The sequence below is a fragment of the Rhizobacter sp. genome (assembly GCF_046595475.1).
GTDB lineage: Bacteria > Pseudomonadota > Gammaproteobacteria > Burkholderiales > Burkholderiaceae_C > Rhizobacter.
Window position 1 is genome coordinate 1 of the sequence record NZ_JBKJOQ010000031.1, and the last position, 20,305, is coordinate 20,305.

Genomic DNA, 20,305 nt, shown 5'->3' on the forward strand with positions numbered 1-20,305 from the left:
AACCTCACCGGCGCAGTCCCTGCGCTATAGGAGCCCCGGACCTACTTCCTCTGGAGCCCCGAAATGGTGGCGTCAGCCATCCGCCCCCTCTCACCGCAAGGTCGGGAGGGGGTTTCGTTTTGGTGGGTTCGTTTTCACAGAGGCGGGTGCTGCTGCGGGCTCACACCCGCAGCAGCAGGCCCACGAGCTCGCGCAAGGCGCGGCTCACGCTCGTGTATCCGGCTGCTGTGGGCAGCCAGTCGAGCACCGGGTTGCTGTCGGCGCGCACGGCCAGGCCCATGGGCGCCGGCAAGACCTTGACCGTATCGCCTGCGGCCTGCTCGAAAGCCCTTTGGGCACGAGGCATGTGCCAGCCGTGGGTCACGAGCAGGATACGGGTGACGCCGGCCTGCTTGAGTATGGGCAATGTGCGCATCGCGTTTTCACGGGTGTCGTGCGACTGGTCTTCCAGCCACTTGATCGGCTGCCCAAATTCGCTCGAAGCAATGCGGCCAGCGGTTTGTGCTTCGGCTTGGCCGTCGGCCTGGCCCCAGCCCAAGCCACCGCTGAACGCCACCGGTGCACCGGTCTCGCGGCTCAGCCACAGCCCATAGCGCAAACGCTCCAACGAGGGTGGTGCGAGGTTGGCCACGCCGTACTCGGGGGCCAGGCGCTCTGCGCCGCCGCCCAGCACCACGATGGCAACTTGCTCCTTGGCCTTCACCGCGGCCTTCAACTCGGCCAGCCCCTCGGCGCTGATGGCCGTTGGAGGCTTCAGTACGAACTGAGTCAATATCCGACCGGTGCCCAGGCAGCTGCTCAGCCACAGTCCGGTGATGCTCAGCACGATGACGAACCAACCGAGGCCACGGTGCGGCAGGATCAACCGGGCCCCGATGAGGATGAGCAGTAAAAAAGGAAGAGGCGGCAGCAGCAGCGCCACCAGCACGGGCGTCCACGATTCGATGCCGAGCAGGGTCATCAGGCCGTTCATGCCGTGTCTTTCTTCGAGTGATTCGGGCGTTTGGCGCGCGATTGTGCCGGAGCAAGCTGGCGCACAGCCTAAGGCCTGCGCCGTCGTGGCGCACGAACAGTGAAAAATTGCGCGCTTATCCGGGGTTCACGTAAACCAGACCGCATGGAACAGTGCGCAGCTTCTCTGACTTGGGATTGTCTTCGATGCGAATCAGCCAGATGTGGGTAGCGTTGTCGGTGCTTGGGGCGGCCGGGGCTTCGTGGGCACAAACTTCTGTGCCTGTTTCTGTGCCTGTCTCTGTCCTGGACCCGGTGGTGGTCACGGCCGAGCGCACCCGTCAGTCTTCGTTCGATGCGCCCGCTGCCATCAGCGCCGTCAACCGTGAAGTAATCGACGGTGGTGGCCCGCAGGTCAACTTGTCGGAGGCGCTTAACCGTGTGCCCGGCATCACCGTACTCAACCGGCAAAACTACGCGCAAGACCTGCAGGTGTCGATACGCGGCTTCGGCTCGCGCTCCACTTTTGGCATACGCGGTGTGCGGTTCATCGTCGATGGCATCCCCGCCACCATGCCCGACGGGCAAGGTCAGGCGTCCAATGTTGATTTGAGCTCGGTGGGCCGCATCGAGGTGTTGCGCGGCCCGCTGGCGCAGCTTTACGGCAACGCGGCTGGCGGCGTGGTGCAGGTGTTCACTGAAGACGATGCGGCCCAGCCCACCGTCACCGTCTCGGCCGCTGGCGGGCCTTACCACCAAGGCAAGCTCGGCGTGAAGTACAGCACCAGCACGCCCGGCTACGGCCTCACGCTGTCGGCCTCGCGCTATCAGACCGATGGCTACCGCGAGCACAGCGCGGCCGAGCGTGGCCAGTTCAACGGCCGTTGGCAGAGCGACCTGACGCGCGACACCCACATCAGCGTGGTGTTGAACGCGCTCGACCAGCCCAGCACGCAAGACCCGCTGGGTCTCACGCGGGCGCAGTGGGATGCCGGGGCAGGCGCCTCGCCCACCGCGCTGGCACAAGACCCCCGCAAGACGGTGCGGCAGAAGCAGGTGGGTACAGTGGTGGAGCACCGCATCAGCGACGACACCCAGTTCACCGGGCGCCTGTATGCCGGCGAGCGCAACCTCGACAACGCCTTGTCGATTCCGCTTGCAGCTCAGGCGGCTGCCACATCGAGCGGCGGCATCGTGCAGTTCGAGCGCGCTTACTCAGGCTTGGGTGCGCAGCTGGCGCACCGGGTGTTGCTGGAGGAAGGGAGGGCGCTGCGCCTCACCGGGGGCATCGAATACGACCGCATGCGCGAGAACCGCCAGGGCTACATCAACAATGCCGGGGTGCAGGGCGCGCTCAAGCGAGACGAGCAAAACCGTGTGGAAAACCGCGACGCCTTTGTGCAGGCCAGTGTCGACCTGCACAAGCAATGGGCCCTCACTGGGGGGCTGCGCAGCATCGCCGTTCGCTTTCGCACGCAAGACAACTTCATCATCGCCGGCAACCCCGACGACAGCGGCGGCGTGAACTACCACGGCGTCAACCCGGTGCTCGGCCTCACCTGGCGCGCCACCCCGGAGCTGAACGTGTACGCCAACGTCGGCCGCGGCTTCGAGACGCCCACCTTCAATGAGCTGGCCTATCGCGCGGGCGGCCTGACCGGGCTCAACACCGACCTGCGAGCCTCGCGCAGCAACCACCTGGAGCTGGGTGCCAAATGGAAGATCGACGCCGCACAGCGCCTGGACGCCGCGCTGTTCGGCATCAACACCCGTGACGAGATACTGGTCGACACCAATGTCGGTGGCCGCTCCACCTTCAAGAATGCCGAGCGCACCGAGCGGCGCGGCATCGAGCTCTCGCATGTGGGCCAGCTCACCGACACCCTGCGCAGCACCCTCAGCGTCACCGTGCTGAAAGCCCGCTTCGAGAATGGCAACCACTTGCCCGGCACGCCCGAGCGCAGCGCCTTCGCCGAGCTGGCCTGGTCGCCCCAGGCGGCGTGGGGTGGCTTCAATGCCGGCGCAGAAGTGGTGCACACCGGCGCGCTCTACGTGAACGACGCCAACACCGATACCGCGCCCGCGGCCACTGTGCTCAACCTGCGCGCCGGTTTCGCGCAAGACCTGGCGGGCTGGCACTTCACCCAGCTCGTGCGGGTCGACAACGCCAGTGATCGCCGCTATGCCGGCTCGGTCATCGTCAACGAAGGCAATGGCCGCTACTTCGAGCCGGCCCTGCCGCGCACATGGCTGCTGGCGGTGGCTGCGCGCTATTCTTTCTGAGGCCGCAGAATCCGAGCCTTCCTCACACGGAGCAAGACCCATGAGCGCGACGACGGAATCCATCACCCTGGGCGGTGGCTGCTTCTGGTGCACCGAGGCGGTGTACGAGCGGGTACAAGGCGTCACCGCGGTCGAGTCAGGCTACACCAACGGCCAGGTGCTCAAGCCAAGCTATGAGCAGGTGTGCGGTGGCGACACCGGCCACAACGAAGTGGTGAAGGTGAGCTTCGACCCCGCGCAGATCAGCCTGCGCGAGATCCTTGAAATCTTCTTCGTCGTTCACGACCCGACCACGCTCAACCGGCAGGGCAATGACGTGGGCACCCAGTACCGCTCTGGCATCTACTTCACCTCGCCCGAGCAGGAGCGCGTGGCGCGCGAGGTGCTGGCCGAGATCGCCGCCAGCGGCACTTACCGCTCGCCAGTGGTCACCGAGCTGAAGGCGCTAGACAACTACTCGCGCGCCGAGGCCTACCACCAGCACTACTTCGCGCAGAACCCCGGCCAAGGCTATTGCGCCATGGTCGTGGCGCCCAAGGTCGAGAAGTTTCGCAAGACCTTTGCGCACCGCGTGCGTCCCTGACCGGGCACGCCTGAGCGTGCCCAATTTGGCAGCTTCGCGCCGGCCATCGCCGGAGACGGGTATACGCCCAGGTTTTTGATGCAGGTTGGTCGATAGACTGGCTTTTTACTGTCACGAAGCGGCGCCCGGTCGTGGGTGACGCAGGCATCAGCTGCATGGACGGCATGGATCAACTGTGGTTGTCAGCGCCCGGCCTCGCACTGAGGTTGTGGCCCGAGGGCGCGACAGGCTGGCAACTCAATCCAGCCGCAACGGCCTGGTCTGCAAGGCGGCAACTGGTCACCACGCACTGGGAGGCGTTGGCCACCTGGCTGCGTGCGGCATTGGTCAGCGGGCGGTTGACAGGCCACGCCAGCGTCGGCCTGCCGACGGTCAACATCGGCTGGACCGCCGTTTCCCTGCCCGAAGGATGGCTCGTCTGGCTCGATGCCGACCGGCCCGAAATCGACCGTCTTAGCGCGCGGCTCGACCTGGTGCAAGAGCTCGGCCGCACGGGCTCGTGGGAGCGCGACCTGATCACCGGCGAGGGGCGCTGGGACGCCCACATGTTCCGCCTCACCGGTTTTGACCCCGCCCTGGGCACACCGCATTTCAGCGTGGCCCTGCAGCGCGTGCACCCCGACGACCGCGCCGGCCTGCTGCGAGACAACGTGCGCTTTGCGCAGGCAGCAGGTCGCTACGAAACCCGCTACCGCCTGCAGATGCACGACGGCAAGGTGAAGCACATCTACGCGCTGTGCGAGGTAGAGAACGGTCCCGAAGGCAAGCCCGACCGCGTGACCGGCGTGCTGATCGACGACACCGAAAGCGCCACGCGCCTGCGTGCCACCGAAGCCTCGGCGGCGCAGTGGATGAGGGCAGTTGACCTCGCGGGCGTGGCGCTGTGGCGGCTCAACCTGGTCGACAACCACGTGTACTTCAGCGACTGGGGTTACCGCATGCTTGGCATGGATCCGGCGCTCAAGCGGCTCACGGTCGACGAGCTGCGGCAGCTCATCCACCCTGATGATCTTCCTGCTGTGCTCAAGGCCGCCCAGGACGCTTCTGCTTCCCACCAGGTGGTCGACGTGGAGACGCGTTATCGGCACGTCAACGGCAGCTACCGCCACCTCTACACCCGCCGCGTGGCTGAGCGCGACGAAGCGGGCGGCGTGATCGGCCTGTCGGGCGTGTCGATCGACATGACCGAGCACATCGCCGAGCGCGAGCGTGCACAGGCCTTTGCGCTGCGCATTGACCGCGTGACCAACGCGGCCGGCGTGGGCATTTGGAGCGTTGACACCGAGACCCATGCCATCGAATGGAACGAGCAGATGTACCGGCTGTACGGCCTCGCGCGCGACGAGCCCCCGCCGCACCACGACCGCTGGCTGAACGAGCTGGTGTGCCCCGAAGACCGCGAAATCGCGCGCAACCACCGGCCGGTCGTGGGCACCGGCCCACAGGGCCTGCATGCCGAGTTCCGCATCGTTCGGCCCAATGGCGCGGTGCGCTGGGTGGCGTCGTGGTCGCGCCGCGAAGTGCTGGGCGGGCGCGAGCTGGCCTTCGGCGTCAACCTCGACATCACCAGCCTGCAGCGCGCCCAGACCGAGCTGCACCAGATGCAGGAGCGCACCCGCCTGGCGACCGAGTCGGCCGGCATCGGCACCTGGGAGCGTGACCTGCGCACCGGCTTGGCCAAGTGGGACGCGCAGATGTACCGCCTGCGCGGCCTGCCTGTGGGGCCCGAGACACCGCCCGACGACATGCGCTACGCGGCCTATCACCCCGACGACATGGCGCTGATCAACCGCAACAAGGTGCGTGCAGGGCTTGACGGTGACAACTACGAAAACGAGTTTCGCGTGGTCTTTCCCGACGGGTCGATACGCTGGCTGGCCACGCGCGGCCTGGTCAAGCGCGATGCACTGGGGCAGCTTGACCGATTGCTGGGCGTCACCTGGGACATCACCGAGCGCCGCCGGGCCGAACAGGCCCTGCGTGAGAAGGCCGCGGCGGAGCAGTCCAGCCACGCCAAAAGCCAGTTTCTCGCGCGCATGAGCCACGAGCTGCGCACGCCCTTGAATGCGGTTCTGGGCTTCACGCAGCTGCTCGGCAACGACCCCGGCGACCTGCTGAGTGGGCGCCAGCGCCTGCGCGTCGACCGCATCCACTCCGCGGGCTTGCACCTGCTGGCGCTGATCGACGACGTGCTCGACCTCGCCACCGTTGAGTCAGATGCCTTGCCGCTGGGCGCTGAGGCGGTGTCGCTGCAAGCCTCGCTCGACGACGTGCTGCAGTGGACGCAGCTTCAGGCCGCGCAGGCCCAGGTGACGGTGCATGCGCAAAACATGGCCGGCTGGGTGCGCGCCGACCCGCGCCGGGTGCGGCAGATCTTGTCCAACCTGCTGAGCAACGCCATCAAGTACAACCGCCCGCAAGGCCAGGTGTGGGTGTCGTCTGCTGCAAGCCAACACGAGGGCCGGCCTGCGTGGACGATCTCGGTGCGCGACAGCGGCCGGGGCCTGTCGGCGGAGCAGCGTGCTCAGCTGTTCCAGCCGTTCAACCGCCTGGGCGCCGAGCGCGGCACCATCCAGGGCACGGGCATAGGCCTGGCCATCGTGCGCCACCTGGTGCGCCTGATGGGGGGCGACGTGAGCGTCAGCAGCGAACCGGGCCAGGGCAGCGAATTCCGCGTCACACTGCCGGCACAAGCGCCTACAGAGGCTTCTGATCACGCGCCGCTCAGCGGCTTTCACCCTGACCTGTACGGCGCATCACCCGTGGCCCGCCTGGACCTGCTCTACATCGAAGACAACCCCGTCAACGTCTTGCTGGTGCAAGAGCTGGTGGCGATGCGCAATGACATCGAGCTGTCCATCGCGGTGGACGGTTTGTCGGGTGTGGCCATGGCCATCGCAGGCAAGCCGCACGTGGTGCTGGTCGACATGCAGTTGCCCGACATTGACGGCTTCGAAGTGCTGCGCCGCCTGCGCGCCGAGGCATCACTTGCCGGCTCTACCTTGGTGGCCCTGTCGGCCAACGCCATGCCAGACGATGTCAACCGCGCGCTAGAGGCCGGCTTCGACGACTACTGGACCAAGCCGATCGACTTTCATGCCTTCTTGCGTGCGCTCACCGCACTGGTGCAAGCGCATCTGCCGTCGCCTGGCAACTAGCTCAGGGCGCCAGCCGCTCGCGCAGCCAGCTGTCACCTTCGAGGCGATAGCGCAGCCGGTCGTGCAAACGCGATTTGCGGCCCTGCCAAAACTCCCACACCTCGGGCACCAGACGGAAACCGCCCCAATGCGGCGGCCGTGGCGGCGACAAGGCATAGCGGGCGGCGGCCTTGGCGGCGTTGGCCACCAGCACGGCGCGTGAGCTGATCACCTGGCTTTGCGGCGAGGCCCAGGCCCCCAGCTTCGAGTCGAGCGGGCGTGTGGCGAAATAGGCGTCTGACTCTTCGGCACTGGTGCGCTCCACGCAGCCTTCGATGCGCACCACGCGCTCCAGTTCTACCCAGTGGAACTGCAGCGCGGCATGAGGGTGTGCTGACAGCTCCTGCCCCTTGCGGCTGTCGTAGTTGGTGTACCAGGTGATGCCACGCGCATCGAAGCCCTTGACTAACACGATGCGCGTGGAGGGGCGGCCGTTGTTGCCCACCGTGGCCACGGTCATTGCGTTGGGTTCGGGCACTTGCGAATCCAGCGCTTGCTGGAACCAAAGGCCGAATTGCTCCAGCGGGTCGGCGCGCGACGCTGATTCGTCCAGCTCGGCGCGCTCATAGCTCTTGCGTAGGTCGGCAATGTTCATGTCAGCAGTATAGAAACGCCACCTGAGGTGAAACCCTGGCGGTAGTGAAAACAGCTTACGGGGAAGGCCTTAAGTGAAGCCCCCACTATCTTCGCAAGCCGCCAACTCCCATCCTTCAGGTGACGCTTGGCCGAGGTGGACCGAGCGCACACCAAACGCTGGGGAGTGTGGCCGACATGAGATCACGGCCGGCAGTCATTGTGTTGGCAGCGGGCCAGGGGTCGCGCTTCCGTGGGTTGCAACACAAGCTGATGCAAGGCCTCGGCGCGTCGACCGTGCTCGCCACCACGCTGTCCAACGCGCTGGCAACGCAGATGCCGGTGTTGGTCGTCACGTCCGAGCCTCTGGCCGAGCTGGTGAGCCGTCACGTGGCCACGCGCGACATGGTGGTGCTGCCTTCCGCCGACTCACCCGACAGCCACGGGCTGGGCATGGGCTATTCCATCGCAGCGGGCGTGGCGGCGCGCTCCGACGCCTCGGGTTGGCTTGTTCTGCCGGCCGACATGCCGATGGTTCAGGCCAGCACCTTGCACGTCGTCGCGCAGGAGCTCGATGGCCATGCCGTGGCCTATGCGCAATACCGGGGCCTGCGTGGTCACCCGGTGGGTTTTGCGGCCGAGCTGTACTCAGAATTGGTGAGACTCACCGGTGATGAAGGCGCGCGCCGACTGGTGGCGCGCTACCCCGCGCAAGGGGTAGAGGTAGACGACCCGGGTGTGCTGCTTGATGTGGACACCGAAGACGATCTCGCACGGGTGCGGGTCGCCCAGCAGGAAATGCAGTTTCGCGACGCGCGCTGACGGGGCCCCCCAGTCGCTGTACCTCTGCTCCCGAGTGGCGCCGCGCCTGCCTCGCTATGGCGCCAGTTGGTGCTGGCGGGCCAGCGCCACCAGCCGCTCGATCTTCTTGTCTCGTATGCCGTTGGCGCGCAGGCAGTTGGCGGTTTCCAGCAGATAGGCCAGGGTGGTGCCGTAGCGGCCGGTGGCGCGCTGCAGGATGTGCACCATGTGCGCGTCGTCCATCGTGCCGGTGTAGTTGGGGCTGTGGCGGCTGAGCGTGAATGCCAGCGCCGTCACCGCGCCTTCGGGCGTGCGGCAGGCCAGCCACTTCGGGTCGTACACGCTGTTGGGCATCTCGCGCGCCCACAGTCGTGGCAGCTCGTCTTCCACCCGGTCGCGCGCAATGCGGTAAACCATGCCGTGGCACGAGCCGCCACCCACCAGCGCAAACACGAGGCCGGGGCACTCGGGTGTGCCGCGGTTCAGGCGAGACTGCATTTCGAGCGCCCGATGCCAGCCATGCACGCGCGCCGGGCGTTGCTCGACCGATTCGAACTCGGGCCGCCAGATCAGCGAGGCATAGCCGAAGACCCAGAGGTCGGTGCGCCCGCCCCAAGCGGCACGTGTTTGTGCCAGCAGGTGGGCTGGCTCGCGCTCGGGTGTCAGGGGGCGCAGAGGGGCGACGAGATTCATGGCCGCCAACTCTAGAATGAAATTCAGTTGCGAGGGGGCATTGAATGAGTGTTCAAGACGACGATGTGTCAGGTTTTGCACTGGCTGCTGTGCTGGGCATCGTGGCGCTGGTGGTCGCTGGCGTGATCACGCTGGCCTGTTTCAAAAGCTTGCACAGGCCGCCCGCAAGCACGGCCTCGGTGCAACGCATCTACTTCGAAGCCGATGGCGACACGCTGGCCATGGCCTCCAGTGAAACCTTGAGCCGCCTGGCCCAGGCCGCGCGAGAGGACGGCCAGATGGTGCTGCTGATCAACGGGGTGCAAGACCCTCTCAGCGATGCCACGGCCGCACAGCGTCGTGCCTTGAGGGTGCGCCATGCGCTGGAAGCCAATGGCGTGCCGCCGTCTCAGCTGATGCTGAGCAAGCCGGTGGCGGCGCGCGGCGAGCGCGAGGCCCGCCGGGTTGATGTGCACGTGGAATGAACGCCTGCCGTAGGACATCCCCCACAGACGCTGCCGGTCGCGGCTGATAGGGGGGCAGAGCCCGCCGGCCTAAGGTTGGTGTTGATGAACCGCCAGGAGCTTCCATGAACCAAGCCGCTCAGCGCAAGCGCAAAGCGTGGGCCCTGACGGCGGGCGTGCTGGTGCTGTTGGTGGTGGCGGTGGTGGTGTGTGAAGTGGCGGGGTGGCCCTTCCTGGCGGCGCCGGTAGAGCGCGCACTGAGCAAGACCTTGCAGCGTGACGTCCATCTGCGCGAAGCGGGCGCGTCAGATCGCGCCACGGTGCGCTTCTTCGGCGGCCTGAAGGTGAAGGTGCCGGAGCTTGAGATTGCAGCGCCCGAGTGGAGCAAGCAGCCCTATTTCCTGCATGCCAGCGGCGCCGAGATGCACTTGTCTTACGGCGACATCTGGCGTGCCAAGCAAGGCCAGCCGCTGGACATCGACCTGCTGCACGCCGATACGCTGGTGGTGCACGCCGAGCGATTGGCCGATGGCCGCGCGTCGTGGGCGTTTGGAGACCCCGACACGCAGAAAACCGCCGACGCACCGCGAGCGCAAATGCCCACCGTGCGCGAGCTGAAGGTCAGGCAAGGTCAGATGACCTACGTCGATGCGCCGCTTCGGGCCAACATCACCGCCGAGCTTGCGGTGTCAGAAGGCACGCCAGATGGCGCAGACCCGCAGCAGCCACCGCCTCGCACCTCGCGGCCCTTGCCTGCCGCCTTGCAGGGCCTGATTGCCAATGCCCGCGGCACCTATCGCGGGGCCACCGTCACCGCCAAGCTGCGCACGACAGGCGTCACACCCCTGTTGCGCGAAGGCAGCGGCGCCCCCGCGGTGCCAGTAGTCCTGGAGCTCAAGGCCGGCAAGGCGGCGCTCAACTTCAATGGCACCGTCACCGACGTCTTCAAGCTGTCCGACATGACCGGCGTGTTTCGCGTGAGCGGGCCGTCGCTGGCCGCAGTGGGTGACCCGCTGGGGGTGACGCTGCCGACCACCGGCGCCTTCGTGCTCGCCGGGCGGTTGACCAAGCGAGGGGGCGTGTGGAACGTGCTCACCGATGACGCCACCGTGGGCTCCAGCAAGCTCACCGGCGCATTGACCTACGACACGCGGCCGCGCCTGCCGCTGCTGTCTGGCCGAATCTCGGGCCCGCGCCTGCTGCTGGCCGACTTGCTGCCCACCATTGGCGGTGAGCCCGATGCCGCAGTGACGCCGCCCCCGTCGGCCTCGTCTCCCCCCGCGGCTCGCGTGCTGCCCGACAAGGAATTTGACCTGCCCTCGCTGCGCGCGATGAACGCCAATGTGCTGTTGTCGTTCGACCGCGCGGAACTCGGCCGCTTCTTCGCCTTGCCACTGCAGCCCTTGAAGACCCACCTCACCTTGCAGGACGGCAAGCTGTTCTTGAATGACCTGGTGGCACACACTGCCGACGGCAACCTGACCGGCAAGCTCTCGATCGACGGCACCGGCAAGGTGGCGATGTGGCAGACCGATCTGCGCTGGTCGGGCGTCAAGCTTGAAGAGTGGCTCAAGCAAGACCGCGCCACCACCAAAGCGCCTTATGTGAGCGGCAGCCTCGTGGGCCGCGCATCGCTCAAGGGCCAGGGCAGGTCGATGGCGCAGATCTTGGGCAGCGTGGACGGTACCGTGACCACCACGCTGCGCCATGGGCGCGTGTCTCACCTCGCCATCGAAGCTGCGGGGCTGGACATCGCCCAGGCGCTGGGCGTCATGCTGAAGGGCGACGAGTTGCTGCCCGTGACCTGCGCTTTGGCCGACATGAAAGCCGAGCAAGGCGTGCTGCGCCCGCGTGCGCTGGTCATCGACACAGGAGACTCCACGGTCTGGGGCGACGGCACGGTGTCCATGAAAGATGAGCTGCTGGACCTGCGCGTCGTCGTCACGCCGAAAGACTTCAGCCCGCTCGCACTGCGCACGCCGCTGCATGTGAAAGGTGCTTTCAAGTCGCCGCACATCTCGGTAGAAAAGGCGCCGCTCGCGCGCAAGGTTGGGGGTGCGGTGCTGCTGGCGCTGATCAACCCGCTGGCGGCATTGCTGCCCCTGGTCGACAAGGGCAACGGCGACAAAGACGGCGAAAAAGATGGCGACACCTGCGACCAGTTGCTTGAGCGCGCGCGGCAAGTGGGCCGCGAGCAGAAGCCATGACGGGCCAGCTTTCCGGATTGACGATGTAATTTGGTTACTTGATAATCAATCGTCAAGTTACATCCGGCTTGCCCGGTGTCATCGCATGAAATCAGCCCTGCTCGAAGTCACCCAGCGCATACGCGAACGCAGCGCGGTGTTGCGCTCAGCCTACCTTCAGCGCGTAGATCAGCTGGCCTCGCGCCCGCCCGGCGCAGAGCGCATGGGCTGCGCCAACGTGGCCCATGCCTTCGCTGCGCTGCCCACCCACGACAAGTTGCGCGTGGTGGCCGAGAAGGGCCCGCACATCGGTGTGGTCACGTCTTACAACGACATGCTGTCGGCGCACCAACCGTACGAAGGTTTCCCCGCCATCATTCGCGACGAAGCCCACCGCCTGGGTGCCACTGTGCAAGTGGCGGGCGGTGTGCCGGCCATGTGCGACGGCGTGACCCAGGGCACGCCGGGCATGGAGCTCAGCCTCTTCTCGCGCGACAACATCGCCATGGGCACCGCCATTGCGCTGTCGCACGATGTGTTCGATGCCGCCCTGCTGCTCGGCGTGTGCGACAAGATCGTGCCCGGCCTCTTGATCGGTGCGCTGCACTTCGGCCACCTGCCTTGTGTTTTCGTGCCGGCCGGGCCCATGAGCAGCGGGCTGTCGAACAACGCCAAATCAAAAGTGCGAGAGCAGTTTGCACAAGGTCTGGTGGGCCGCGAGCAGCTGCTGCAGGCGGAGTCGGCCGCGTACCACGGTGCAGGCACCTGCACCTTCTACGGCACCGCCAACAGCAACCAGATGCTGCTCGAAGCCATGGGCCTGCATGTGCCGGGGGCGGCCTTCATCCACCCGCATGCCGAGCTGCGCGAGGTGCTCACGCGCCAAGCCGTGCAGCAGGTGCTCAGCATCACGCGGGCGCAGCGCTTCATGCCCATCGGCCGGCTTGTCGACGAGCGCGTGATCGTCAACGCGATGGTTGCCTTGCTTGCCACCGGTGGCTCGACCAACCACCTGATCCATTGGGTGGCTGTGGCGCGCTCGGCCGGCATCTTGATCGACTGGACTGATTTTTCCGACCTCTCGCACGCCGTGCCTCTGCTGGCGCGCGTGTACCCCAACGGCAGCGCCGACGTGAACCAGTTCCAGGCGGCAGGCGGCCCCGGCTTCGTGATCCGCGAGCTGCTCGATGCGGGTTACATGCATGCTGACGTGGCCGCGGTGAGTGCGGGGGGCTTGCGCGACTATTCACGCGTGCCCGAGCGCGCGTCCGGGCACGATCAGGCCGGCCTGGTGTGGAAAGACCTGGCGGCGGCCAGCGGCGACGACGCCATCGTGCGTACCGCCGCAGCGCCGTTCAGCGAAAGCGGTGGGCTCAAGTTGCTCACCGGCAACCTGGGCCGCTCGGTGATCAAGGTGTCGGCCGTGCCCGAAGCCAACCACATCGTCGAAGCGCCCGCTGTCGTCTTCAACGACCAGGAAGAAATGCTCGCCGCCTTCAAGGCCGGGCTGCTTGAGCGCGACTTCGTGGCCGTGGTGCGCTTCCAGGGCCCGCGCGCCAATGGCATGCCCGAGCTGCACCGTCTCACGCCGCCGCTGGCCGTGCTGCAAGGCAAGGGCTACAAGGTGGCGCTGGTGACCGATGGCCGCATGAGTGGCGCGTCGGGCAAAGTGCCCGCCGCCATCCACGTGAGCCCCGAGGCGCTGGCCAATGGCCCGCTGGGCAAGGTGCGCAACGGAGACCTGATTCGCCTCGATGCGGTGGCCGGCACGCTCGATGCCTTGGTCGATGCGGCCGAGTGGTCAGCGCGTGACAACGCCGACATCCGCGCAGATCATCGCGACAACAACGCGCATGGCATCGGCCGCGAGTTGTTTGGCGGCATGCGGCGCAATGTGCTCAGCGCCGAAGAAGGCGCCATCACTTGGTTGTGACATAACGGGCTGTGAATCAACGGGCTTTGAACACCATGAATCCACTAGAACTTGCATCCTATGGCCCGGTGATACCGGTGATCGTGATCGAGCGCCTCGAAGACGCCGTGCCGCTGGCGCAAGCGCTGGTCGACGGCGGCGTGCGGGTGCTCGAGATCACGCTGCGCACACCAATTGCGCTGCAGTGCATGGAGGCCATTGCGCGGGCGGTGCCCACCGCCATCGTCGGCGCCGGTACCGTGCGCAATGTGGCCGATGCGCACTCGGCCAAAAGCGCCGGCTGCCAGTTTGCGGTGAGCCCGGGGTATTTGAGCGCTGTGGGCCAGGCCTGCCGCGAGATCGACCTGCCGCTCTTGCCCGGTGTGGCCACCGGCAGTGAAGTGATGCAGGCCAATGCCGACGGCTACCAGTTCCTGAAGTTCTTCCCGGCCACGGCGACGGGCGGCATTCCGATGCTGAAGGCTTTGGCAGGCCCGTTCCCTGACGTCGCCTTTTGCCCCACCGGCGGCATCACGCTAGAGACCGCACCAGAGTTTCTCGCGCTGCCCACCGTGAAGGTGTGCGGCGGCTCGTGGCTCACGCCCTTGGACGCCGTGGCCGGCAAGGACTGGGCGCGCATCACGCGCCTGGCCAAGCAGGCGGGTGCACTGAGACCAAGCTGAGCATGCCCTCTTTCGGTACGATGCTGGCGGCCCGCTGAGGCCACCTACATCACACGAGGGAGTTCTCATGTTCACGATTCAACGCGCCTTGGTGGCGCTCGCGGCGCTGTGCGTTTTCAGTCTGTCATCGGCTGCCGACACCGCGCCACCCAAGCTCAACCCTGAGCACGGCCCGAAGACGATAGCGCTGGCCGACCAAGGCTCGATCAAGCTGCCCGCCGGCTACGTGTATCTCAACGAGCAAGATGCCGGCGCACTGCTCACCTACTGGGGCAACCCCGGCCCGCACAAGCTGCTGGGCATGGTGCTGAGCGAAGACGACAAGAGCAATTGGGCGGTATCACTGCGCTTTCGCAAGGAAGGCTATGTGAAGGACGAAGACGCCAAGACCTGGAACGCCGATGAGTTGTTCAGCTCGGTCAAGGAAGGCACCGAGGCATCGAACACTGAGCGCAAGAAGATGGGCGGCGGCGAGCTGCACATTCTCGATTGGGTGCAAAAGCCCACCTATGAGCAGGCCACGCACCGTCTGGCCTGGGGCATGCGTGCCGAGTCGATTGACGGCGCGCAGCGTGAAGAGACTGTCAATTACCACACCTATGTGTTGGGCCGCGAAGGCTTCATCGAGATGAACCTGATGACCGACCCGAAAGCCTTGGCCGGCCTGAAGCCACGAGCCGATGAACTGCTGGGCGTGACCAGCTTCAACGATGGCAAGCGCTATGAAGACTTCTCTGCGGCCACCGACCATGTGGCCGAGTACGGCCTGGCGGCGCTGATCGGTGGTGGCCTTATCGCCAAGAAGCTGGGCTTGCTGGCCACGGTGGGTTTGCTGTTCGCCAAGTTCTGGAAAGTCGCGCTGATCGGTTTCGCCGTGTTCGGCGGCGGCATCGCCAAACTCTTCGGTCGAAAAAAGCCGGAAGCCTGACAACGGGAGTGAAACGAGCCGCCCACTAAGCAACGCCCAAGGCACGGGTTTGCCGGGCCGATGGGTGGCGCCCCTTGAGGGCAGGAGCGTCAGCGACTGGGGGGCCGTCTTTCGATCAGCTCGATCTTGTAGCCGTCTGGGTCGGTCACGAAGGCGATGACGGTGTCGCCGCCTTTCACCGGCCCGGCTTCGCGCGTCACAGCGCCACCGTTGGCTCTGATCTTGTCGCAAGCCGCGTAGGCATCGGGCACTTCAATCGCGATGTGCCCGTACGCGCTGCCCAAGTCATAGCTGTCAACGCCGTGGTTGTAGGTCAGCTCGATCTCGGCGTGCTCGGGGTTGCGGCCGTAGCCCAGGAAGGCGAGCGAGTATTTTTGCTCGGGCCGTTCGGTGGTGCGCAGCAGCTGCATGCCCATCACCTGGGTGTAGAAATCGATAGAGCGCTGCAGGTGGCCAACGCGCAGCATGGTGTGTAGGAGTCTCATAGAGGGCTATTTCGAAGTTTGGAATGACGACCCGTGTTGGCTTCAGCGAGCCGCTGGCACGTCCATGATGAAGCAGGTGGTCGAGGCGTGAGCGTACAGCTTGCCGTGAGGATCGGCATCGGCACGGGGCTTGTACCCTTCATGAAAGCCATCTGGGGCTTGATTCTGGTGGCCGGCTGGGCGGTGGCGCGGTGGTGGCTTAGGGCAACGCTGAATACTCGCGAACGGCGCATCCTCGCTTTGGGCGTCCAGCGGCGTTGCAAATGCTCGCGATACCTGCGGGTATCGCTGCGCTTTGCGCCTTGCAGTCCATCCCAAACCGAGGCGCGCCGCCTCGCGGGGACTTATTCAGCGTCGCCTAGGCGCCAATGCCGAAGAGCACCAGCAGCCCCAAGGCCGCGAACACCAACGCGGCGATTCGGTGCACCCAGGCGATAGGAACAAACTTCACGGCACGCTCGCCAAACAGCACTGCCGGCACGTTGGCCAGCATCATGCCGAGCGTGGTGCCTGCGGTCACCCACCACAGCGAGTGGAAGCGCGCGGCCAGCATCACGGTGGCGATCTGCGTCTTGTCGCCCATCTCGGCGAGGAAGAACGCCAGCACCGTCACGCCAAACACGCCCCATAGACCCACGCCAGACGTTTCGTCGTCATCAATGGCGTCGGGCACCAGCATCCACGCCGCGACCGCGAGGAATGACAACCCCAGGCCCCAGCGCAGCCACTGTGGGTCGATCAGGCTTTGCAGCCAGGCGCCCAACGCGGCCGCACCGGCATGGTTGGCCACGGTCGCGACGAAGATGCCGAGGATGATGGGCAGCGGCTTGCGAAAACGCGCGGCCAGCAGCAAGGCCAGCAGCTGTGTCTTGTCGCCGATTTCGCTGAGCGCGACGATGCCGGTTGAAACCCAGAAGGCCTCGAAGCCGCTCGCCACGCTGCCTGTCACGCGGTGGGCACGGTGTAGTTGAGCGTGAGCCGGCCGCCGTCTACGTAGACGATCTCGCCCGTCATGTAGCTCGACGCGCTGCTGAGCAAGAAGGCGGTGACGTCGGCGATCTCTTCAGGCTCGCCCAGGCGCTTCATAGGCGTGCGGCTCATGATGCGGGCGCGTGCCTCGTCGCTGCCCAGCACTGCGTTTTTAGCGAGCTCGGTGGCGATGGTGCCGGGCGCCACGGCGTTCACGCGTATGCCGTGGTCGGCGAGCGACAAGGCCATCACCCGCGTGAGCTGGTTGATGCCGCCCTTGCTCACGTTGTAGCTGGCGATGCTCGGGATGGCCATCAGCCCATTGACCGAGCTCATGTTGACGATGGCGCCACCGCCGGTCTTCACCATCTCGCGTGCCACGGCTTGCGCCACGAGGAAGGAGCCTTTGAGGTTGACGTTGATCACCGCGTCCCAGTCGGCTTCAGTGATGTCGAGAAAGTCGGCCGCCTTGAAGATGCCGGCGTTGTTGACCAGGCCAGTGATGGGGCCTAAGGCTTGCAGGGTGTGGGCCACCGCAGCGTCGACCTCGGCTTTCACTGCCACATTGCAGTGCATGTAGGTGGCGCGGCGGCCTTGCGCAATGAGCGACTGCGCCAGCGCCTGGCCGCGTGCGTCGTCCACATCCCACAGCGCCACAGCGGCGCCGTCTTGCGACAGGCGATGGGCGCATGCCGCGCCTATGCCTTGTGACGCACCGGTGATCACGACGGCCTGCTCATGCAGGTTGAATTGAACGGGTTTGCTCATGTGGTTTTGCCTCCATCCAGCCAGACCGCGAGGCCTTGGGCGTTGAGTTCAATGTCGCTTGCGAGCAGCGACACGGTGTCGGCGTCGCTCAGCGTGCAGCCGTGCTCGCGCACGCGCCTCAGGTAAATCTCGGTCAGGCCTTGCCGCAGCTTTGCCTGCTGCTCGTCTGCATGGCGCAACGACTCGGCCAAGGCCACCAACTCGTCGATCTGCGACAGCATCATCTCGCCCAGCGCTGGCACGCCCTCAACACAGCCGTAGTGCGTGAGGTACATGCGCTGTGGGGCGTACGCCAGCATGCGCCGCACCGACTGGCGCAGCGGCTCAGGGTCGAACTGCACTGGCGTGGTGGTGGGCAGCAGCCAAGGTCCGCGTGCGGTGTCGAACTCGCGGTAGCTCAGGCCGAAGGTGTCGCCGGTGAAGAAGCCGCGGCTGCGCGCGTCCCAGATGCAGTGGTGGTGGCGGGCATGGCCGGGGGTGTCGATCAGCTGCAAGGGGCGGCCTGCGAGATGCAGGGTCTGGCCATCGCTGCTGGTGACCACCCGCTCGCGGGCGATGGGCATCACCTGGCCGTAAGAGCGCTCCACTTCCTCCGCGCCGTACACAGCACGAGCGCCCTTGAGCAAGGCGCTGGGGTCGACCATGTGGCGCTCGCCGCGTGGGTGCACCACAAGCCTGGCGTGGGGCAGCGCATGCATGAGGGCGCCCGCGCCGCCCGCGTGGTCGAGGTGCACGTGGGTCACGATGACCCAGTCGACGGCCGTCAGCGGCAGGCCCAGCGATTCGAGCGCTGCCAGCAAGCGCGGCACGCTGTGCGTGGTGCCTGTGTCGATGAAAGCGGCGCGGCCGTCTTCCACCATCAGGTAGGCGGCGTCGAAACGCGGGCGGTGAAAGCCGGTGTCGACGAGGTGTATGCCGTCGGCGAGCGCCTGAACGAAAGAGGATGCAACAAGCATGTTTCATTCTAGGAGTCATGCAGAAAGCCCCCGCTACACTGGGCGGCATGAACATCGACGAGCTCTTGACGCCGATCTCCGATTCGGCCCCGTGTGGTGAAGACCTGTCGTTCTCGACCGAGTTCGACGCCATTGCCGAGATGCGCCGCGAAGACGATGCCACGCTCGACCAAGGTGAGTGGGTCACCGCCTTGAAGTCGGCCGATTGGGCCGGCGCACAAGCCCGTTGCGGCGAGCTGTTGAGCAGCCGCTCGAAAGACCTGCGCCTGGCCATGTGGTGGGCTGAGGCCGCCACGCTGACTGACGGTTATGTTGGCTTGCAGCAAGGCTTGACTCTGTGTGCACGTTTGTGCGACCAGTACTGGGCCGGCCTCTACCCCGAAGCCGAAGGCGGCGACATGGAGCAGCGCGCGGGCAACATCGCTTGGTTCGTGGGCCGCCTGGTACCGCTGGCCGTCGCAGCGCCGGTGGTGCGTGGCAAGTCGGGTGCCTATTCACTGCACCAGATGCAAGTGGCGCGCGCATTGCAAGCCACGCTGGAGCGCTCGCCCGAGAAGGCGGCCCACCTGCCCGCCGAGGCCTTGACGCTCGACAAATTCAACCGCGCGCTGCGCGAGACGCCGAAAGACGATCTGCGCAAAACGCTCGCCACCTTGCTGTCGTGCCAAGAAGCCCTGGCGGCATGGCAGGCGGTGGTAGACGCGAAGCTGGGCGACGATGGCCCGAGCTTCGTGCCCGCGCGCGAGGCGCTGGCGGCTGCCCACCACGAAGTGCAGCGGCTCGCGCGCGAAGCAGGCGCGCTGGCTGGCACGCCTGCGGTGCAAGCGGCTGCCACGGGGTCGGCCGCACAGGGCATTGCTGACACGGCGCGCGCTGCCGGTGGCCCGCTGCACTCACGCGAGCAGGCGCTAGCTCAGTTGCGCGAGGTGGCCGCTTTCTTCCGCGCGACTGAGCCGCACAGCCCGGTGGCCTACCTCGCCGACAAGGCCGTGCACTGGGGCGACATGCCCTTGCACCTGTGGCTGCGTTCGGTGGTCAAGGACGGCCCGGCATTGGCCCATCTGGAAGAGCTGCTGGGCGTCGAAGCCCCGCGCGAAGGCAACCTGCCCTAGCCCTCACTGGCTGACGCGGAACTCGATGCGCCGGTTGCGCGCACGCCCTTCGGGTGTGTCGTTCGCCGCCACGGGCCGGTCGGGGCCTGAGCCAGAGGTGGTGATCAGCGAAGGCGCCACGCCTTTGCTCGCCAGGTAGCTGCGCACGGCATCGGCCCGTGCCAGCGAGAGCACGACGTTGGTGTCACGCCCGCCTTGCGAGTCGGTGTGGCCGATGACCTCGACCTTCTTGTTGCCCAGCCTTAGCAGCGTGGCCGCCATCTCGTCGAGGATGCTGCGGCCAGCTGGGCGCAGCACGCTGCTGCCGGCTTCGAACTCGATGATGCGGTTGGCGAGCGTGGCGTCGAGCACGGTTTGCTCTTGGGCGGCGACACGCAGCGCGTTGCGCACCGCGTAGGTCGGGTTGAGCGCGGTGGCCATGTCGGCAGCGAGCTGCTGGCGCTGCGACTCGTTGGCTACCTCACCCTTCAGCTCGATGTTGTTGCCGTTGATGGCCAATTGCCCGCGCGACACCTGCTTGAGCTGCGGCGACACCAGCTTTTGCACATAGCCACTCCAGTTGGGTGGCGCCACGACCGAGCCCACGCCCAGCTGGTCGACCACGCGCTCGGTGCCGTAGACCTCGCGCACCCGCGCCAGGATGGCGTTGCGCGTGGCTTCATCGGGCACTGTGCCGGCCACCACCACCTGGTTGGGCGTGGCGCTGGTTTGCGCCAGAGCGGGTGCCAGTGTGGCCAGGCAGAGCAGTGCGGGCGCGAAGCCTCTTTTCCAACGCAGCATCG

General features: G+C 66.3%; 18 protein-coding genes. 10 read left to right on the forward strand and 8 right to left on the reverse strand.

All coding sequences use genetic code 11. From position 1 onward, the window contains the following. Positions 1-160 precede the first annotated feature (160 nt). Positions 161-973, reverse strand: coding sequence for a YdcF family protein (locus tag AC30QB_RS05675; protein ID WP_489545214.1), 813 nt, complete (start codon positions 971-973; stop codon positions 161-163). A 269-nt stretch (positions 974-1,242) separates the two neighbouring features. On the opposite strand from AC30QB_RS05675, the gene AC30QB_RS05680 reads away from it, so the two are divergent. From AC30QB_RS05680 to AC30QB_RS05690, 3 genes are all read left to right on the forward strand, one after another. Next, positions 1,243-3,234 carry a TonB-dependent receptor family protein gene (locus AC30QB_RS05680; protein ID WP_489545215.1) on the forward strand — a complete coding sequence of 664 codons (1,992 nt, stop codon included), beginning with the start codon at positions 1,243-1,245 and terminating at the stop codon, positions 3,232-3,234. 40 nt (positions 3,235-3,274) lie between these two features. Beyond that, entirely contained in the window at positions 3,275-3,817 is a 543-nt protein-coding gene (msrA, locus tag AC30QB_RS05685) for a peptide-methionine (S)-S-oxide reductase MsrA (protein ID WP_489545216.1), read from the forward strand. A gap of 131 nt (positions 3,818-3,948) precedes the next feature. Beyond that, positions 3,949-6,975, forward strand: a complete 3,027-nt coding sequence (locus AC30QB_RS05690; RefSeq protein WP_489545217.1) for a PAS domain-containing hybrid sensor histidine kinase/response regulator — start codon at positions 3,949-3,951, stop codon at positions 6,973-6,975. A gap of 1 nt (position 6,976) precedes the next feature. On the opposite strand, the gene pdxH is transcribed toward AC30QB_RS05690, so the two are convergent. Next, entirely contained in the window at positions 6,977-7,609 is a 633-nt protein-coding gene (pdxH, locus tag AC30QB_RS05695) for a pyridoxamine 5'-phosphate oxidase (protein ID WP_489545218.1), read from the reverse strand. Positions 7,610-7,785: 176 nt separating this feature from the next. Here pdxH and AC30QB_RS05700 point away from each other — a divergent pair, with 176 nt between their 5' ends. Next, a complete protein-coding gene (locus AC30QB_RS05700; protein WP_489545219.1) occupies positions 7,786-8,409 on the forward strand; it encodes a nucleotidyltransferase family protein in 624 nt (207 codons plus the stop codon). A 54-nt stretch (positions 8,410-8,463) separates the two neighbouring features. Here AC30QB_RS05700 and AC30QB_RS05705 read toward each other — a convergent pair whose 3' ends face one another. Beyond that, entirely contained in the window at positions 8,464-9,081 is a 618-nt protein-coding gene (locus AC30QB_RS05705) for a gamma-glutamylcyclotransferase (RefSeq protein WP_489545220.1), read from the reverse strand. Positions 9,082-9,125: 44 nt separating this feature from the next. Between AC30QB_RS05705 and AC30QB_RS05710 the strand changes: the two genes are divergently transcribed. From AC30QB_RS05710 to AC30QB_RS05730, 5 genes are all read left to right on the forward strand, one after another. Further along, complete coding sequence (locus tag AC30QB_RS05710) at positions 9,126-9,545, forward strand: OmpA family protein (RefSeq protein WP_489545221.1); 420 nt, start codon at positions 9,126-9,128, stop codon at positions 9,543-9,545. A gap of 104 nt (positions 9,546-9,649) precedes the next feature. Next, positions 9,650-11,731 (forward strand): AsmA family protein, encoded by a 2,082-nt coding sequence (locus AC30QB_RS05715; protein WP_489545222.1) that lies wholly within the window; start codon positions 9,650-9,652, stop codon positions 11,729-11,731. An 85-nt stretch (positions 11,732-11,816) separates the two neighbouring features. Further along, entirely contained in the window at positions 11,817-13,643 is a 1,827-nt protein-coding gene (edd, locus tag AC30QB_RS05720; protein ID WP_489545223.1) for a phosphogluconate dehydratase, read from the forward strand. A gap of 35 nt (positions 13,644-13,678) precedes the next feature. Then, positions 13,679-14,305: a bifunctional 4-hydroxy-2-oxoglutarate aldolase/2-dehydro-3-deoxy-phosphogluconate aldolase gene (gene eda, locus AC30QB_RS05725; protein WP_489545224.1), complete on the forward strand. Its 627-nt coding sequence runs from the start codon at positions 13,679-13,681 to the stop codon at positions 14,303-14,305. 67 nt (positions 14,306-14,372) lie between these two features. Then, positions 14,373-15,233: a DUF2167 domain-containing protein gene (locus AC30QB_RS05730; RefSeq protein WP_489545225.1), complete on the forward strand. Its 861-nt coding sequence runs from the start codon at positions 14,373-14,375 to the stop codon at positions 15,231-15,233. An 89-nt stretch (positions 15,234-15,322) separates the two neighbouring features. Here AC30QB_RS05730 and gloA read toward each other — a convergent pair whose 3' ends face one another. From gloA to AC30QB_RS05750, 4 genes are all read right to left on the reverse strand, one after another. Further along, positions 15,323-15,718: a lactoylglutathione lyase gene (gene gloA, locus AC30QB_RS05735; protein WP_489545226.1), complete on the reverse strand. Its 396-nt coding sequence runs from the start codon at positions 15,716-15,718 to the stop codon at positions 15,323-15,325. A gap of 358 nt (positions 15,719-16,076) precedes the next feature. Then, positions 16,077-16,667 carry a TMEM165/GDT1 family protein gene (locus AC30QB_RS05740; RefSeq protein ID WP_489545227.1) on the reverse strand — a complete coding sequence of 197 codons (591 nt, stop codon included), beginning with the start codon at positions 16,665-16,667 and terminating at the stop codon, positions 16,077-16,079. Continuing rightward, on the reverse strand, positions 16,664-17,455 hold the full coding sequence (locus AC30QB_RS05745; RefSeq protein WP_489545228.1) for an SDR family NAD(P)-dependent oxidoreductase: 792 nt from the start codon (positions 17,453-17,455) through the stop codon (positions 16,664-16,666). The genes AC30QB_RS05740 and AC30QB_RS05745 overlap by 4 nt, the downstream gene beginning before the upstream one ends. Beyond that, positions 17,452-18,411: an MBL fold metallo-hydrolase gene (locus AC30QB_RS05750; protein ID WP_489545229.1), complete on the reverse strand. Its 960-nt coding sequence runs from the start codon at positions 18,409-18,411 to the stop codon at positions 17,452-17,454. Before AC30QB_RS05750 ends, AC30QB_RS05745 begins: the two co-directional genes overlap by 4 nt. Before the next feature lie 17 nt (positions 18,412-18,428). Here AC30QB_RS05750 and tssA point away from each other — a divergent pair, with 17 nt between their 5' ends. Then, entirely contained in the window at positions 18,429-19,523 is a 1,095-nt protein-coding gene (gene tssA, locus AC30QB_RS05755; protein ID WP_489545230.1) for a type VI secretion system protein TssA, read from the forward strand. 3 nt (positions 19,524-19,526) lie between these two features. Here the strand turns inward: tssA and AC30QB_RS05760 are convergent, their stop codons facing one another. Next, positions 19,527-20,303: an OmpA family protein gene (locus tag AC30QB_RS05760; protein ID WP_489545231.1), complete on the reverse strand. Its 777-nt coding sequence runs from the start codon at positions 20,301-20,303 to the stop codon at positions 19,527-19,529. Between the last annotated feature and the right edge of the window lie 2 nt (positions 20,304-20,305).